At 56.0% G+C, this 17,468-nt stretch carries 4 protein-coding genes and 2 pseudogenes; 1 reads left to right on the plus strand and 5 read right to left on the minus strand.

Annotation, left to right across the window (positions count from 1 at the left end):
- Nucleotides 1-40: 40 nt before the first annotated feature.
- Nucleotides 41-1,618: a glutamine-hydrolyzing GMP synthase gene (guaA, locus tag ACLJZ5_RS16790; RefSeq protein ID WP_000138296.1), complete on the minus strand. Its 1,578-nt coding sequence runs from the start codon at nt 1,616-1,618 to the stop codon at nt 41-43.
- Nucleotides 1,619-1,687: 69 nt separating this feature from the next.
- Nucleotides 1,688-3,154, minus strand: coding sequence for an IMP dehydrogenase (gene guaB / locus ACLJZ5_RS16795; RefSeq protein ID WP_000944174.1), 1,467 nt, complete (start codon nt 3,152-3,154; stop codon nt 1,688-1,690).
- A 160-nt stretch (nt 3,155-3,314) separates the two neighbouring features.
- Between guaB and xseA the strand changes: the two genes are divergently transcribed.
- A complete protein-coding gene (gene xseA / locus ACLJZ5_RS16800; protein ID WP_024798333.1) occupies nt 3,315-4,664 on the plus strand; it encodes an exodeoxyribonuclease VII large subunit in 1,350 nt (449 codons plus the stop codon).
- 161 nt (nt 4,665-4,825) lie between these two features.
- Here xseA and ACLJZ5_RS16805 read toward each other — a convergent pair.
- The 3 genes and pseudogenes from ACLJZ5_RS16805 to ratB all read right to left on the minus strand — a co-directional run bounded on the left by ACLJZ5_RS16805 (nt 4,826) and on the right by ratB (nt 17,432).
- Nucleotides 4,826-9,487 (minus strand): annotated as a pseudogene (locus tag ACLJZ5_RS16805) (autotransporter outer membrane beta-barrel domain-containing protein).
- 533 nt (nt 9,488-10,020) lie between these two features.
- Nucleotides 10,021-10,121 (minus strand): annotated as a pseudogene (locus tag ACLJZ5_RS16810) (IS1 family transposase); the annotation flags it as partial.
- Entirely contained in the window at nt 10,122-17,432 is a 7,311-nt protein-coding gene (ratB, locus tag ACLJZ5_RS16815; protein ID WP_024797647.1) for a DUF823/DUF824 repeat adhesin RatB, read from the minus strand.
- Nucleotides 17,433-17,468: the final 36 nt, after the last annotated feature.

The raw sequence follows: 17,468 nt of genomic DNA on the forward strand, positions 1-17,468 counted from the left end.
ACTTTTACCTGTTCATGAAAACACAGGAAGGGTTATCAGCTTATTCCCACTCAATGGTAGCCGGTGGTTTACCGCTGATGTCATACACCACACGGGAAATCCCGTTGACTTCATTGATGATGCGGTTGGAAACACGACCGAGGAAGTCATACGGCAGATGTGCCCAGTGCGCGGTCATAAAGTCGATGGTTTCGACGGCACGCAGAGAGACAACCCAGTCATACTTACGACCATCGCCCATGACGCCAACGGAACGGACCGGCAGGAAGACGGTAAACGCCTGACTGACTTTGTCGTACAGATCCGCTTTGCGCAGCTCTTCAATGAAGATAGCGTCCGCGCGACGCAGCAGGTCGCAGTACTCTTTCTTCACTTCACCCAGAACACGAACGCCGAGGCCCGGCCCCGGGAACGGATGACGGTACAGCATGTCATACGGCAGGCCCAGCTCCAGACCAATCTTACGTACTTCGTCTTTGAACAGCTCTTTCAGCGGTTCAACCAGCCCCATCTTCATCTCTTTCGGCAGGCCGCCGACATTGTGGTGAGATTTGATGACGTGCGCTTTACCGGTTGCAGACGCCGCAGATTCGATAACGTCAGGGTAAATGGTGCCCTGCGCCAGCCACTTCACGTCTTCCAGTTTGAGCGCTTCTTCGTCGAACACTTCTACAAAAACACGACCGATGATCTTACGCTTGGCTTCCGGATCGTTCTCGCCAGCCAGCGCGGACAGGAAGCGCTCTTCCGCCGGTACGTGAACGATATTCAGGCCAAAATGGTCGCCAAACATGTCCATCACCTGCTCGGCTTCGTTCAGGCGCAACAGGCCGTTGTCGACGAAAACACAGGTCAGATTTTTACCGATGGCGCGGTGCAGCAGCATTGCGGTGACGGAAGAATCCACACCGCCGGAGAGACCGAGGATCACTTTATCGTCGCCTACCTGCTCGCGAATGCGTGCCACGGCGTCGTCGATAATTTTCGCCGGCGTCCACAGTGCTTCACACTGGCAGATATCACGCACAAAACGCTCCAGCATGCGCATACCCTGGCGGGTGTGAGTCACTTCCGGGTGGAACTGTACGCCGTAGAAGCGTTTTTCTTCGTTGGCCATAATGGCGAACGGGCAGCTCTCGGTGCTGGCGACGGTCACGAAGTCGGACGGAATCGCCGTCACTTTATCACCGTGGCTCATCCAGACATCAAGCAGCGGTTTGCCGTCGGCGGTCAGGGAATCTTCAATACCGCGAACCAGCGCGCTGTCGGTCAACACTTCGACCTGCGCGTAACCAAATTCACGCTCATTAGAACCTTCTACATGACCGCCAAGCTGCATCGCCATGGTCTGCATCCCGTAGCAGACGCCAAATACCGGCACGCCTGCTTCAAAGACATACTGCGGCGCGCGCGGGCTGTTTTCTTCGGTGGTGCTTTCCGGGCCGCCGGAAAGAATAATGCCGCTTGGGTTGAAGTCACGAATTTGTGCTTCTGTCACATCCCACGCCCACAGTTCGCAGTAAACACCCAGCTCACGCACGCGGCGTGCAACCAGTTGAGTGTACTGAGAACCGAAGTCCAGAATGAGGATGCGATGCTTATGAATGTTTTCCGTCATTGACGCTTATTCCGAGGCAAGTGAAACAGATTAAATAAATCGCCCGACGCGAAGGTCGGGCGAAGAAAATCAGGAGCCCAGACGGTAGTTCGGGGACTCTTTGGTGATGGTCACGTCGTGAACGTGGCTTTCCTGGATACCCGCACCGCTGATACGCACAAACTCCGCTTTAGTACGCAGTTCGTCGATGGTAGCACAACCGGTCAGGCCCATACAGGAGCGCAGGCCGCCCATCTGCTGGTGAATGATCTCTTTCAGGCGACCTTTGTAGGCTACGCGGCCTTCAATACCTTCCGGCACCAGTTTGTCGGCGGCGTTGTCGCTCTGGAAGTAACGGTCGGAGGAACCTTTGGACATCGCGCCCAGAGAACCCATACCGCGGTAGGATTTGTACGAACGGCCCTGGTAGAGTTCGATTTCGCCCGGGGATTCTTCGGTACCGGCCAGCATAGAACCCACCATCACCGCGCTCGCGCCTGCGGCGATGGCTTTGGCGATGTCGCCGGAGAAACGGATACCGCCGTCAGCGATAACCGGAATTCCGGTGCCTTCCAGCGCTTCAACTGCGTCAGAAACAGCGGTGATCTGCGGAACGCCCACACCAGTCACGATACGAGTCGTACAGATAGAGCCAGGGCCGATACCCACTTTCACCGCGCTGCAACCGGCTTCCGCCAGTGCGCGAGCGCCTGCGCCAGTGGCGACGTTGCCGCCGATGATTTGCAGGTCAGGATATTTAGCACGGGTTTCACGGATACGTTGCAGAACACCTTCCGAATGACCGTGAGAAGAGTCGATCAGCAGTACGTCAACGCCTGCCGCCACCAGCGCGTCAACGCGCTCTTCGTTGCCCGCGCCTGCACCGACCGCCGCGCCGACACGTAAACGGCCCTGCTCATCTTTACAGGAGTTTGGTTTACGTTCCGCTTTCTGGAAATCTTTTACGGTAATCATGCCAAGCAGATGGAAGTTATCATCAACGACCAGCGCTTTTTCTACGCGTTTTTCGTGCATTTTTGCCAGCACCACTTCACGGGCTTCGCCTTCACGAACGGTCACCAGACGCTCTTTCGGCGTCATGTAGACACTCACCGGCTGGTTCAGGTCAGTCACAAAACGCACGTCACGACCGGTGATGATACCCACCAGCTCGTTATCTTCAGTCACCACCGGATAGCCCGCAAAACCGTTACGCTCGGTCAGGGCTTTCACTTCATGCAACGTGGTGGTTGGCAGGACGGTCTGCGGGTCGGTCACTACGCCGGACTCGTGTTTCTTCACGCGGCGAACTTCTTCCGCCTGGCGCTCAATGGACATGTTTTTGTGGATAAAACCAATGCCGCCTTCCTGTGCCAGGGCAATTGCCAGACGCGCTTCAGTCACGGTATCCATTGCAGCGGAAAGCATTGGAATATTCAGACGAATTGTTTTCGTCAGCTGAGTGCTGAGATCGGCGGTATTTGGCAGAACGGTTGAATGAGCGGGAACAAGGAGGACGTCGTCAAACGTCAGGGCTTCTTTAGCGATACGTAGCATGGGCAATATCTCACCTGGGAGGTTAATAAATATTGCCGCGGCATTATACAGAACGTAATCGGTTGCATCTACATTTTTTTGCAAATAGTGCTTGCGATCCCCCGTGAGCAGGTTACTATCGATTGAATAACCTGCTGATTTAGAATTTGATCCCGCTCACATGTTATCCTCTCAAACTTCCTCAATTTTTACCGTAAGCCGCCTTAACCAGACGGTTCGTCTGCTGTTAGAACAGGAGATGGGACAGGTATGGATCAGCGGCGAGATTTCTAATTTCACGCAGCCTGCGTCGGGTCACTGGTACTTTACGCTCAAAGACGATACCGCTCAGGTGCGCTGTGCGATGTTCCGTAACAGCAACCGCCGGGTGACGTTCCGTCCGCAGCACGGGCAGCAGGTGCTGGTACGCGCCAATATCACGCTGTACGAGCCGCGCGGCGATTATCAAATCATCGCCGAAAGTATGCAGCCAGCGGGCGAAGGGCTTTTGCAGCAGAAATATGAGCAGCTAAAAGCCAAACTCCAGGCCGAAGGCTTGTTCGATCAGCAGCATAAACAGCCGTTGCCCTCCCCGGCCCACTGCGTTGGGGTGATCACCTCGAAAACCGGCGCGGCGCTGCACGATATTCTCCACGTGCTAAGGCGTCGTGACCCATCCCTGCCCGTAATTATCTACCCGACGGCGGTCCAGGGCGACGACGCGCCGGGGCAGATCGTTCGTGCTATCGAACTGGCGAACACACGGGGCGAGTGTGATGTACTGATCGTCGGACGCGGCGGCGGTTCGCTGGAAGATTTGTGGAGTTTTAACGACGAACGCGTGGCGCGGGCGATTTTTGCCAGCCGCATTCCGGTGGTCAGCGCCGTCGGTCACGAAACGGACGTCACGATAGCTGATTTTGTCGCCGACCTGCGCGCGCCGACGCCATCAGCAGCGGCAGAAATTGTCAGCCGCAACCAGCAGGAGTTGTTGCGTCAGATTCAGTCCGCCCAGCAGCGCCTGGGCATGGCGATGGACTACTACCTCGCCAACCGCAGCCGTCGTTTCACGCAGATTTTTCACCGTCTGCAACAGCAACATCCGCAACTGCGTCTGGCCCGTCAGCAAACCGCGCTGGAACGTCTACGCCAACGGATGGGATTTGCGCTTGAGGCCAGGATTAAGCAGGCCACTCAGCGCCAACAGCGCGTAAGTCAACGCCTGAGCCAGCAAAATCCGCAGCCGCGCATTCACCGCGCGCAGTCGCGCATCCAACAGCTGGAATATCGTCTGACGGAGAATATCCGCTCACGGTTAAGCGAACAGCGCGAGCGTTTCGGCAACGCGGTCACGCATCTGGAGGCGGTCAGCCCGTTAGCCACGCTGGCGCGCGGCTATACGGTTTCGACGACAACGAACGGCAAGGTGCTGAAAAAGATCAAACAGGTCAAAGCAGGCGATATTATGACTACGCGGCTGGAGGACGGCTGGCTTGAAAGTGAAGTCAAATCCGTCACGCCGGGAACGTAATCCAACACACCCCCACCCTTTGTAGCTCGATGTTGGGTTTCAACTTCGCCTCAGCCAACCTACGCGCCACGTCGGATAAGGTGTAGCCATAATCTGACGATCAACCGGTTTGTCATTCGCCTCAAAACCGGGCAGGGAACGCCCGCCCGGTTTTGTCTAACTTACCAGTTATAGCGCAGATTCAGGCTACCGTTCAGATCGCCAAAATCATTGCTGCCAGTCTGCCCGGCAACCTGAGCGCGAACGCTCCACTGCTTATCGATATCTGCCTGCAGACCCACTTTCAGCTCCGCACGGTTAGCCGGAAGATCCTGTTTTACCGTGGCATCATCAAACGATACCGACACATCATCACTGGTGTGCAGCCAGTTAGCTTCAGCAAACGGCTGGATAACCGTACGGCTGCCTTTGTACAGCTTGCCGTCAACACGCAGACCCAGACGAGTTGTCCAACTGTCGCCATCCTGACCATCGATCCGGGTGCCGTAGTTATCCTTCACGCTATCCGCTGAGTAATTCTGCCAGACAACCTGCGCCTGCGGCGTCAGACTGACAGTATTGCCGTTGCTAAGCGCAATATCGTAGCGATAACCAGTTTCCAGCGAGACGGCGTTAGCGGTTGAATCATAAGATTCAGATCCCGCATCACCGCTCTCTACGCTGTTGTTGTAGAAACCATATTGGTACCAGCTGTCGACATACGCGCCGCTATGCGTTTGGGCATCGGCAAACCAGGTGGCATAGACGCCAAGGTTGTAGCCGTCTACGTTGCCGCTACTGGTGAACTGGCTACCGTCTGCGCCACGGTTACCGGTGCTGACGGTATCGGCGTTGATGTAGCTCGCCATGACGCCAACGGTAACGCTCTGCTGGCCGTTACCCCAGGCCAGAATGTCGCCGCCTAACTGGAACTGGGAGTAGTTGCTGTCCATATCGATATTGCCGCTGACAGCCTCGGATTCCGCTTTACCCGCTTTGAAGCGCGCCCATACGCTACCATCGGCATTACGATACTGGCTGCCCTCGCGGTCATAGAGGGTCTGCATTTGCAGGTTGCGCGCCATCCACTGGTTGCCCATGTACGCGCCGATATCCGCACGGTACTGCGGTGCGACATCGCCGCCATCGTCCGGAGGCGTGACATCGCCGCCGTCGCCGCCGTCGTCCGGAGGCGTGACATCACCGCCGCTGTCGTCATCATCAGACTGTGCTTTTGACGCCAGATACCAGTCGTTGTCACTTTCATTCTAGTACAGACGGTAGGTATACAGACCGGCGTTAACTTCATTTTTTAACACAAACGCATCGCTGGTCGATACGCCGCCAACATCCACCACTTCGATACCGTTAGTGGTCTGTGCTCCATCGCCGATGCCGTTGATGTACAGATCGGTGGTGCCGGAGGCATCGCCGGTAATGACCAACTTATCGGTTGCCGAATCATCGTCGCCCAGGACGGTATTCAGGTAAAGCGAGCCGCCGTTACCGGTATAATCGCCGTCAACATAAAGCGTATTGCCCGGCGTGCTGGAGCTGCTGCCGCTGGTCATTGCCCCCATGTTGACCAGATCGCCATTGAGGGTGAAGATAGCGCCTGTCTCCTCGCTGTCGCCGAAGACCAGCGTCCCTTCATTGGTCACCTTACCGTTAACGGTTGTACCGTTGCTGCCGCCAAAGGTCGCGTCGGAAGCGACGTTCACCGCCTGCTGGCTGCCCACTTCGCCAATCGTGCCGGCGCCGGTCAGCCACAGCGTGCCTTCCTGTACGTTGGTATCGCCGCTATAGGTGTTAGCGCCGCTCAGCGTCAGTTTACCCGCGCCCAGTTTGGTCAGCGATTTACCGTCCCATCTGCTACCCGGATCCAGCGTGTCATCAACGTCTGTCAGATTAGCCGCAACGTTAAAGCTGCCGTCAGGGTCGCTAAGGGTAAAGGTACCGTGAGCGTCGGTAGAAGCGTTGTCTCTGTCCGCATACCAGGAGAGGGAGGCCGTCAGATCATAGTGGGTGTTGTCTGCTTCGTCGACTTTCCCGTCGATAGTCAGGAAGTCAACATCTTCTCTGCTCATTCCCGCGACGGTCAGATTGTCGAAATCGCTCGTAATGGCGCTGTCGCTGTCAATCAGCGTGTAGGTGTATGCCTCAGGCGTCCAGCTGTCTGTAACGCTGCCGATGCCGGTAACATTCAGCGTACCAGCCAGCGTGACGCTGTCGGCGGTAATGGCGCTTTCGTTGGCCTTACTGAGGTCAATATTCAGCGTACTGTCGGCTTGCTGAGTCAGCGAGTCGACGTTGAGCGTCGTACCTTTGGCCAGCTCAGTCGTTGCTCCAGACTGGGTCGTGACATTCGCAAGGTTGAATTCGCCCTCCGCGTCCAGCTTCAGCGTACCCGCGTTATCGACATCACCACCGCCCAGCGCGTTAACGTTAGCGACAATCAGCACACCATCGGCAATGGTGGTGCCGCCGGAGTAAGTGTTATCACCGCTTAACGTCAGTTCGCCCATACCGGTTTTCACCAGCGAACCGCTGCCGGAAAGCGTATTTTCCAGCTCGCCCTCGCCGACCTGAAGCACGCCGTTGTTGGCAATAGCCCCGGTACCCAGCGAATCCGCATGGTCAGCCGTCAGCATACCGCCGGTAATGGTGGTGCCGCCGGAGTAAGTGTTATCGCCGGTCACGATGAGATCACCGCTACCGCTTTTGATAATTTGGCCCCCGCCGGTGACGTTGTTATCCAGCGTTCCCTGGCCCAACTCAAGCTTTGCGTTTTCTGCAATGGCCACGTCGCCACTGCCGAGCGCGGCGGCATCATTCGCAGACAGCGTACCGCCGTTAATGTTGGTATTGCCATAGTCATTCGCCGTGTTGCTGAGAATGAGCGTGCCATCGCCTTCTTTGATCAACGTTTCGCCGTCCCAGCCGCCAGGTACGGGGGAAACCTTACTCAGCTCGCTGGTAACTTCAAACGTTTCATTATCACCGAGGGTAAAGGTGCCGCTCGCTTCGCTAATGGAAGTCGCGTTAGCATTCCAACTGAGCTGCTGCTCCAGAACGAAGTTGGTGTTATCGTTAGCGTCAACGTCGACGCCGAAGGTCAGGTAATCTGGCAGTGAGTCGGTGTCGATATTCGTTGTCAGACTGTCAACATTGGTGCTTATTGCGTTATCAGAATCAATCAGGGTAATTGACTTGAACTGTTGATCCGATGTCGGGTCTCCAAAAGCCGCTGTTGAATCGAGATTTAAGGTCAGTGAACCATCAAGTATGGCGCTACCGGTGGTGATCGCCGGGGAGTCAGTGGCAGATAGCGTGATGTTCAGTTGGCTATCGTTTTGTAGCGTGAGCGCGTTAGTGATTTGTAATGTTTTTGCCGAAGCGCTACCGTCTCCGAGGGTAATTTCGCCATTGCTGGTCAGGCTTCCAAGCGCCGAACTGCCGCTCATGGTCCACTGGCTGTCGGCGTCGAGTGTTAATGAGCTATAAACGCCGTTGACGCTTCCTTGCAGTGAAGAATTGGTCAGTGACAAGGACGATGCGGTGATTCCCGCGTCAACGTTGCCATCAAGCGTTGTACTGTTAGCCTGTACGGTCACCGCGCTTTCCAGTTTGATGGCGGTCGGACCGGTCAATGTGCTGTTGGTGAGCTCGATAGGGTCGTTAATATTCGTTTTGCTGTCAACGTGCAGCGCGGCGGTTTGGGAGGCGACGTTCGCATTATTGACGCTTAACGCGTTAGTATCGTCATACCAACCGCTTTTTCCCTGGCTTGTCATTAAAATGCCGTCGTCGTCGGCGGTGATGGTTGCTCCGTCAATCTCTACGCTTGAAGCAATGCCTTTCACGCCAACGCCTTTGGAGTTGACGATCATCTGACTCTTATCATCACCGGAAACGTTCAGCGTCGACGCGCTTGATGCCTCAATGGCGGCACCTGTGGCGTTATTGTGCGTGACGGAAGAGTTCTTGATATTGAGAATACCCCGGTTGGCGGCAACAACCGTACTATCCGCGCCCGTAGAACTCACCGTACTATCGCTCACATTCAGGAAGGCGTTGCCGTTCGTGTCGCCAACCACACTCAATTGCCCCCTCGTGAGCGTGATTTTACTCCCGTCCTTGATGTTCAGCGTGCTGCCTTGCTGTAACGATATGTCGCTGCTTGTGTCCGCCGTTGCGGTGACCTCGGTGCCAATCAGGGTGGCTTGTGAATTTTTATAGAGCGTCAAAATGCCGTAATTGCCTTCAACCTCAAGGCTTCCTCCATTCAACGTCAGGTTGCTTTGCTCGTCGAGGTTGATACCTTGGGTATATCTTCCCTTCGTATAAATTTTTGCCTCGGTCAGTTCAAGTGTTGCTCCCCGATAGAGCGAAATCGCTGTAGCCACCGCATCACCGCCACTTGAAAGGGGGGCTCCACCGCCGTCCGTTCCAATCTCGATATTCGTGCCCGTGGCTGAAGTGGGCTGCCAGCCCTGGCCTTGAGTAGGTAAGCCTTCGAGGTACAGCGCGGCGCCTTCATCGGCGCCAGAATAGAACATCGGCGACGTTTCTGCGTTCAGGTCGTGGTCAACTCCGTCAATGTAGGACACCGAATTATCGGCCATGGCCAGCGGGCTGGCGAGCCCAAGCGCGGCAACAATTGCAAAGGTCAGCGCATTGTGTTTTGCACTAATTGTCCATCCTGACTCAGGCTTTTTAATAAAAGGGGAGACTTCATTAGCGTGCGCCTGTATTTTAACTTTGCTGTGGCCTCGCGCCAGTTCTGAAGCCACGATATACATATTTCGCACGGCGCTCCAGACAATACTGTAGGTCCTGTTCAATTTTTAAATTTCCTTTTAATAACGTTCACGAAGCAAGCTTGATTTTGATTGGGCTGTAAATAACGTTTAAATGGTGTATATCAATGAGTTAAATAATAAATAACAAAAACATGGCGCTACGAATGATTGCAACCACCTGTTACAATATATTATCAAAGCCAAATTATTAACCAATTTCAAGGATTATTTCAATGGCAGGTCAATTTCTGTTTGATTTATAATTTATATAAATATATTTATCCATTCTATAAGCATTCACACTGTAAATAACATTTAATGATTACATATATTGGAATAAATAGATTCGCGAGGCAAAAAGGTGTGTTTATCATGCGACACCTGGTGTTATTGTAAATATATTCGTCCTACTTCAAGTTGCATGTGCTGCGGCTGCGTTCCCTCACCCCAGTCACTTACTTTATGTCGCCTTCCTGCAACTCGAATTATTTAGAGTATATGGATAGCGCCAGATGCCGGGTTGCAGAAGGGAGACAGCGCTTTTACACACTCGCGGCAAACGGTGGTGACTCCAGTTAGCAGAACATATACTTTTCAATGAATGCGCCGATTACTTTTTCATGAAGCTCAATGGAACGTGAAAAGCAGATTCTTTTCGTGCCAGACGCTTAATACGTTAATCCACGCACGTCGCATAACCTGCTGAACTTGCTGGCTTAATGGCGCAGTTTTGTTGCCTGGTATTCTCATCCACACCGCAATACATGCCGCCGCTCGAGGTTGATTTAGATAAATAGGGATAGCCCTGCGTCGGCCAGCCTAACGAACTAATTGAATGATACAGCGTCAACAGGTCGTTATTATCCGGTGCTTTGCTAAGGCTACCGCACTGTTTGGCAATATCCCATTTCGTGTTGTCCACCGTATGCGCTATCGCCCAGTACTCGTTATTTGCATGCACTCCGTTGGTAAATACAGGCGTCACGCCTGACAGCATCTCAGCCTGAAGCCACGGACGATGCAGCGTTTTTCCGTTGACGGATGTCGTATCCGACATATTTCCCCAGAACAACGCTTTATCCGTATCCGGGCTGGTAAGTACCATAAAAATCACATCCAGCGATGCGTGAAGAGTCGTATTGTCCGTCAGTTTCACCGTGAGTGGCGTTTTCAACCCCAGGCTTTTATCCTGATTAAGCGTAAACGTTGCCGTACCGTCGCTGCCGGTAGTGCCGGTAAAGACAATCCCAGTGGTGGTCATACTTTGGCTGGCGCTTACGGGAGTCAGCGCTTTAAGCATGAGATCGTCTGCTCCGGCATCCGCTGCCACGTCGCCATCCGTTATCACCGTACCTGCCCGATTTTTCGAATCGCCACGTGACAACGTAAAACCGACGTTGGCGACCGGGTTACCGCTGCTATCTTTTACCGTCACCGTTAACGGCATCGCGCTTCCCTTCGCCACTGCCGCCGCATTTTTCGCGCTGTCCATCGCCGTCGAGGTCAGCGTAATACTGGCAGGAGTAGAAGTACGCGGTTCGACCAGACAGACCTGAGCACCGGTGGCAGTCGATGAACTGGCGGTGCCTTTATCGCCGCTATTCAGGTTTATAAATTGGTAATATCCGGTATTCGGCGCACGATCCGCCGCCCACCAGGATTTGTTCCCCGCCACCGGCCAGCCATAGTTTGTACCGATTGCGCCGTCAGGATTGTCGCCATACAACGTTTGTAGATCGCCTGACAACGGCTGATATTCCGCATCACAGCCGGTTGCGCCCGCTTTTTCAGTGTTCGCTGCGGTGACTAATGGCCACGTTTCATTGTTAACCAGGTAAGTACCGCTATTCGACGTCATCTCCGCCGCCAGCAGCGGACGCCGGAACTTCACGCCCGCGCTGTTGGTCACGGTTTCCGGCATGTGTCCCCAGTATTTGGCTTTATCGCTGTCCGGGCTGGTAATGACGGTGAAAATGACGTCCATATTGCTAACTGTCAGCGGATCGTCGACAAGCATCGCCTGCAGCGGTGTTCTCAGGCCACGGGAATCATCCTGCGTCACTTCGAGTTGCGCTTTACCATTCTCATCCGTAATGCCATACCAATAACTTGTGCACGAAGATACCGTGCAGTTAAACGTCATTGAGCCCGTAGACGGCGCAACCGATGTGAGTACCATGCCTTCGCCGGAACTGCCATCAACGACACCAGACCGATCTATCGAAAGCGTTCGTCCCAAACGGATAGCGGTATTGGGCTGCGGCGTGCCGGAACCATCCCTCACAGTGACGGTCAACGGCAGGCTCTCGCCCTTCTTCGCCGCTGGAGCGCCTTTATCCGCATCCATGGCGCTGGAGGTGAGTTCTATCGACAATTCCCGGCGCTTTGCCAGACAAAGCTGCGCCGTGGCGGTATTGGCTTTGGTTGTCAGCGTATTATTGTCACTGAGTCTGACATACTGGAACTGACTGTCTGAGTGCGTGGCATCCGGTACTGAGTTACCCGCCCCCCAATATTTTCCTGATGCCACCGGTAGGCCAAGCGTTGTCGTGAGTGCGCCATTGGGATAATCGGTATATAGCGTCTGTAAATCATTTACCGTCGGCAACCCCAGCCGATCGCACGGGCTGGCGGAATCCTGATACATATTCGGATAACGGCTCCAGGTATACCAGGACTCGTTATTTTCCGTATAACCCGACGTGTCCGCCGTTGAAGAAAGTTCAGCACGCAGCAGCGGTCGCTTAAATTCAACCCCCTTACTGTTGGTAAAGGTTTCCGGCATATGGCCCCAGTATTTGGCCTTATCGCTGTCCGGGCTGGTCACTACGGTAAAGATAGCGTCTTTGCTGTCTGTCAGGTTGCTGCCGTCCATCGTGGCGGCGCTGATGGTGGTTTTTAAACCGGCGGTACTGTCCTGAGCAAGGGTAAATGTCACCTGCCCCTGGGCATCGGTTTGCGCATACAGATATTTCGCCGAAGTATCCAGCAGATATGTCGCCAGGCCGGACGGCATCACATTACGCAGCGTAATATCGTCTGTGACGCTTGAGGACGATGTGGCGCTGTTGGCGCGATTGTACGAAGATCCGCGGCTCAATTTTACCATCACGTTTTTCATCGGCTGACCTGCGGCGTCTTTCACGTCGATGGTGGCGGTCATCTGCTCGCCCTTCTTCGCCTTTGCAATTCCGGTGGTTTCATCCTGGCCTGCCAGCGTCAGCGTCAGGCTGGCGGCGGCGCTGCGCGGCGAGGTAAGACAGGTCTGCATGTAGTACGCCGAGGTGCTGGTCGTCGTTTTGATATCATTGCCGTCGTTAAACAGGTTGACCGCCGCGTAGAGCGACTGCGCGCCGTCTGACGATATCACGTAATCCCCCGCCCACCAGTAGCGGCTGACGTTGTTGTTGCCCGAATTGGTCATCGGCCAGCCGTTACGGCTGCGCATGGCGTTATCCGGGTATGTCCCGTACAGCGTCTGGAGGTTGGCTACGGTAGGCAGCGCGTTGCGCCCACAGCCGCCGCCGGTGCCGTTCCAGGCTTTATCGACGGTTATCATGCCCCAGGTTTCGCCTTTGTCGTAGTAACCGTTGGCGATAGTCAGCGTTTTACCGGGTGTAGCGCTGAACTCGCTCGCCAGCAGCGGGCGCTTGTACACCACGCCGCTGCTGTCGGTTAACGTTTCCGCCATATGGCCCCAGTAGTTGGCCTTCGGCGTGTCCGGGCTGGTAATCACAGTGAAAATAACCGGCAGCGGCGCGGTCGTTGCGACGTTGCTGTGCTCTATCGACGCCGTCAGAGGCGTTTTAAAGCCAGCCCCCCCATCCTGGCTGATATCCAGCGTCAACGTACCGTCGGCGCCAGTGGCGGTATAATATTTAACGCCGCTGTTACGCCCGTCACTATGGTTTATCTGTATCTCCGCCGCCACCGAGCTATTCACCTCCTGATTCGCCCGCCCAATACTGTCGCCGCGCATAAAGATAACCGGCGTATCGGCCACCGGGTTGCCCTGGGCATCCAGCGTGGTGATAGTAACCGGAATCGTCTCGCCGACTTTCGCTTTAGCGAAGCCGTCGCTGTCGTTATACACAGGCGAAGTGAGTGTTATCTGCGTCGCCGCCGGATGGGCGTTTTGCAGGCAAACAAAATAGAGCTTTTCATTCCACAGCAGCGAACCGATGCCGCCGTCGCGCAGATTAATTGACTTAACGTAGCGGTTTTGCGTACTCCTGCTCAAATCGGCGGTGCTGTCCTGGTAGTTTTTACCGTCCAACGGCCAGCCCTGCTGGGTATTCATGGCGCCGCCGGGCCAGGTGTCGTACAGCGACTGGAGATCGGCAAGCGTGGGCACAAATCCCGCGCCGCAGGCATCTTTCACCACTTCAAAATCGACGATTCCCCAGGCTTCGTTGTTTTCCGTATTGTCGCCGTGGGTAACGCCGCTGGCGATTTCAGCCGATAATAGCGGGCGCTTAAACACCACGCCGTTGGCCGCCGTCGTCGTTTCCGGCATATGGCCCCACATTTTGGCTTTGTCGCTGTCCGGGCTGGTGACCACGGTGAAAATAGTGTCAATACTGGCCGTCGCGCTGGCGTTATCGTACAGCGCCGCCGTAATCGTGACTTTCGTCCCATGGGTATCCGGGCGGGTAACGTTGATAATTTTGCTGCCGTCCTCGCCGGTCATGCCGCCGATTTTGGTGGCGCTGTCGTTGAGCGAATCGCCGTCGATCACTACCGCCGAGACGATGCCGTCGCCGCTACCGGCGATATGTTTCTCCCCCTGGCGGGTATAGCCGTCGCCGCGGCTTAACACGAACGGCGCTTGCGGCAGCGGATTGCCGCTGGCGTCTTTTACCGTCACTTTAAGCTGGAGCGTATCGCCCTTTTTCACCTTCACCGCGTGTTCGCTGTTTGCGTCATACCACAATGCCGCATCCACTGGCTCAATGGTAATGGACGCCGCCGTCGGATTTTTGCTGACCAGACAGCTCACGTAGTCCGACGCGTCGCCGGAGGCGGTATAGCCGCCCGCCGCCAGTGATACCGCCTGCCATGTAGCGGCGCTGGCAAAGGTGGATGACCAGTAGTCATACTCAGTCGGCCAGCCGGATACGGTGTGGATTTTATTGTCGTCGCTGGAGGCATACAGCGCGGCAAGCTGATCGGCGCGCGGCAGATGGCCGGCCTCGCAGCCCCCGGCGTTGGGGTTATTCAGCGCGTCGGCGTGGCTGACACGCGCCCAGGTTTCGTTATCCTGCTCCTGGGTACGGGTGGCGGCAGTCGCTTCCGCCGCCAGCTTTGGCCGCTGGAATTCCATATCACCCACGGTGAGCGTGTCCGCCATATGGCCCCACATCTGCGCATCCGGCGTATCGGGGCTGGTGGGGACGGTAAATTTCACGCTGCGGTTGACGGGCGTGGTAATCAGTGAGTTGACCGGCAGGACGCTCAGCGGCATCAGTAAGCCCACGCCCTGCGGCTGTTCAATCACCAGCGTGGCGTTGCCCTCATTGTCGGTCATGCCCTGGTACGTCATTGACGCCTGGGAAGAGCCAAACGGCGTCCCGCCCATCACCAGCGTTCCGTCGCTGGGATCGGTAAAGCCCGTCGTGGCGTTGTGGCGATTTTTGCCGTGTGCCAGGGTGACGGTAAAGCGGGCGTTGGGCACGCTTAACCCATTCAGCGCATTGACGGAATGGACATTCATTGTGATTTGTTCGCCGACTTTGGCTACCGCATTGCGTAACGACTCATCGCCATTAAAGTAAACGTCCAGGCTGGTCACTAACTCATTGCCAGAGCAGGAAAGATAGTTCGGTTCGCCGCCGCTGAATATGCTGTCCGCGCCGGTCGCCAGGTTGACGTGCGCAGTGGTGGCGCCCTCGGTATCCGCCGCGATATAGCTGTGTTTCTGCGTCGGCCAGCCGTAGGTCGTTTCCATCGCGTTGCCGGAATGGGCCTGATACAGCGTATCCAGCAGCAGTTGCCCCGGCACCTGGCCGGTACCGCACTGGTTCGTCGCCGCCGTTACCGAGTTAAACGTCGCCCAGTATTCGTTATTCTCAAATTCGGAACCGGTATCCTGCGCGGCCTCTTCTGCCAGCAGCGGGCGTTTGTAGATATTGCCCGCTTCCACCACGCCCTGCATATGGCCCCACATGCGCGCCTGCGCCACGTCCGGGCTGGTGACGACGGTAAAAATCACGTTCTGCGTCGCTTCTGTACCGTCGAACAGCACCACACGCACCGGGGTTAATACGCCCGCACCCTTGTCCTGAGTCAACACCAGCGAGAACTGACCGTTGGCGTCGGTCATGCCATGATAGTGGCCGTCGCTGCCTTCCAGATTGGTGATGACCACCGGGTCATCCGTCCACTGATGCCCGCTATCAATATCGGCGTTCTTTTGATTCTGACGATTCTGCTCGTCGCCCAGGTAGACATTAAAGTAGCGATAAGGCAGCGGTTTATTGGTGGCGCTGTCGGTGACGGTGATCTTCATGTTGATCTCCTCGCCCACCTTCACTTTCGCCGCGTTGACCGTTGAATCAACATTATCGGCGCTAATCACTAATTTCGGCGTGACCACAGGCGGGGCTTTATCCACGCAGCTAACCAGTGATTGCGTGGCGTCCGGCATCTGCGTGAGGCTGCGGCTGCGCATATCAATGCTGATATGGTCAGTGGCAATCGATCCCGGGGAAGAGGACCAGTACTCTTCGTCACCGGATGTCTGCCCCACCGGCCAGCCGAGAGTGGCGGCCAGATCGCCGCGCTCGATTTTTAACCCTTCCAGTTGGCGCGCATCCGGCAGAATATCGCAATGCGCGTCGGCGTGGCCCCAGTTGAACTGCGCCCAGGTTTCATTGTTAATGCTGGCGGTGCGGTCTTCACCGTCGGTTTCCGCCGCCAGTTTGGGGCGGTAAAAGGTGTAGCTTGCGCCGTCTACCGTGGCGGTGGACGTCTCTGCCATATGGCCGTACATGTTGGCGCTGCTGCTGTCCGGGCTGGTGAGGGTGGTAAAAATCACGTCCACGCTGGCTTTCAGCGCTGGCGCGTTCGACGGGTGCGCCATCAGCGGCGTTTTTACGCCCGGACCGTTCGCCTGGGTGACGACCACGGTCGCCACGCCCTCGGCGTTGGTCGTACCGTGGTATTCCGTGACGGTGGTGGTCAGTTCGGTATTGCCGACGCGCACCGGCGCGGTATTGTTTACCGCGCCCTGGCGGTTTTGCGCGTCGCCGCGGGTAATCACGAAATCAACGTTGCCCTCCGGTTCACCGCCGCAGTCTTTGGTCGTTACCGTCAGCGTGAGGCTTTCACCCGCTTTGACCTTCGCGGCGTTGAGCAACTCGTCCAGATGATCGGCGGCGAGCGTGACCGGGTCGCCCACGGCGGGCGCGATATCCACGGCAAACTTTTGATCAAGCACTTCGACCGCCGTGTTATAAGGCACGCCGGTGCGGGTAAGCAACCACAGCGGCGGTATGGCGGTTGAGGTATCCAGTTGCGGCCAGACCACCAGATGGCGGCCTGCCAGATTCTGCGCGCAGAAACTTATATTGCTGACGGGTTGCGGATCAAGCGGCGTATCCGGCGTGGCGGCATCGGCCCACACCAGCGTAACGGCGGGCGCGCGTTCAGCCTGCCAGGCCAGCGGCGGCACGGCGAAGATATCGCCTTCGGTGTCGTGCGGATTGGTTAAGGCCAGCGCGCTGCCGGCATCACTGGTGCTGAACTGGCTGGGCTTCGCGGAGTAATCAACGAGATTCGCCGCATCAGAGCGCAACTGAACGCTACCCTGATATACCGGGATCGTTACACTGTCGGCCTGAGGCGGAGTGCCGTTAATAGCCGCAGTTTGCTCAGTGAGTTCCTGCCATGCGCCGCTGCTTCGCACGGCCTGCGCGAAGAAAGGCGTTAAACTGAGGGCGCATAGCAGCAGCCAGGGTAAAAAACCGACACACTTTTTCAATTTCACTGACGTACCTGAGAAAAGTCCATTTCGTTGCAGTTC

Origin of the sequence: Salmonella sp. 5800 (assembly GCF_046558195.1) — a bacterium.
GTDB lineage: Bacteria > Pseudomonadota > Gammaproteobacteria > Enterobacterales > Enterobacteriaceae > Salmonella > Salmonella enterica.

Excerpts from the sequence above, each read along its gene's own strand:
- guaA (WP_000138296.1), bottom strand. The coding sequence starts at position 1,618 with ATGACGGAAAACATTCATAAGCATCGCATCCTCATTCTGGACTTCGGT.
- xseA (WP_024798333.1), top strand. The coding sequence starts at position 3,315 with ATGTTATCCTCTCAAACTTCCTCAATTTTTACCGTAAGCCGCCTTAAC.
- guaB (WP_000944174.1), bottom strand. The coding sequence starts at position 3,154 with ATGCTACGTATCGCTAAAGAAGCCCTGACGTTTGACGACGTCCTCCTT.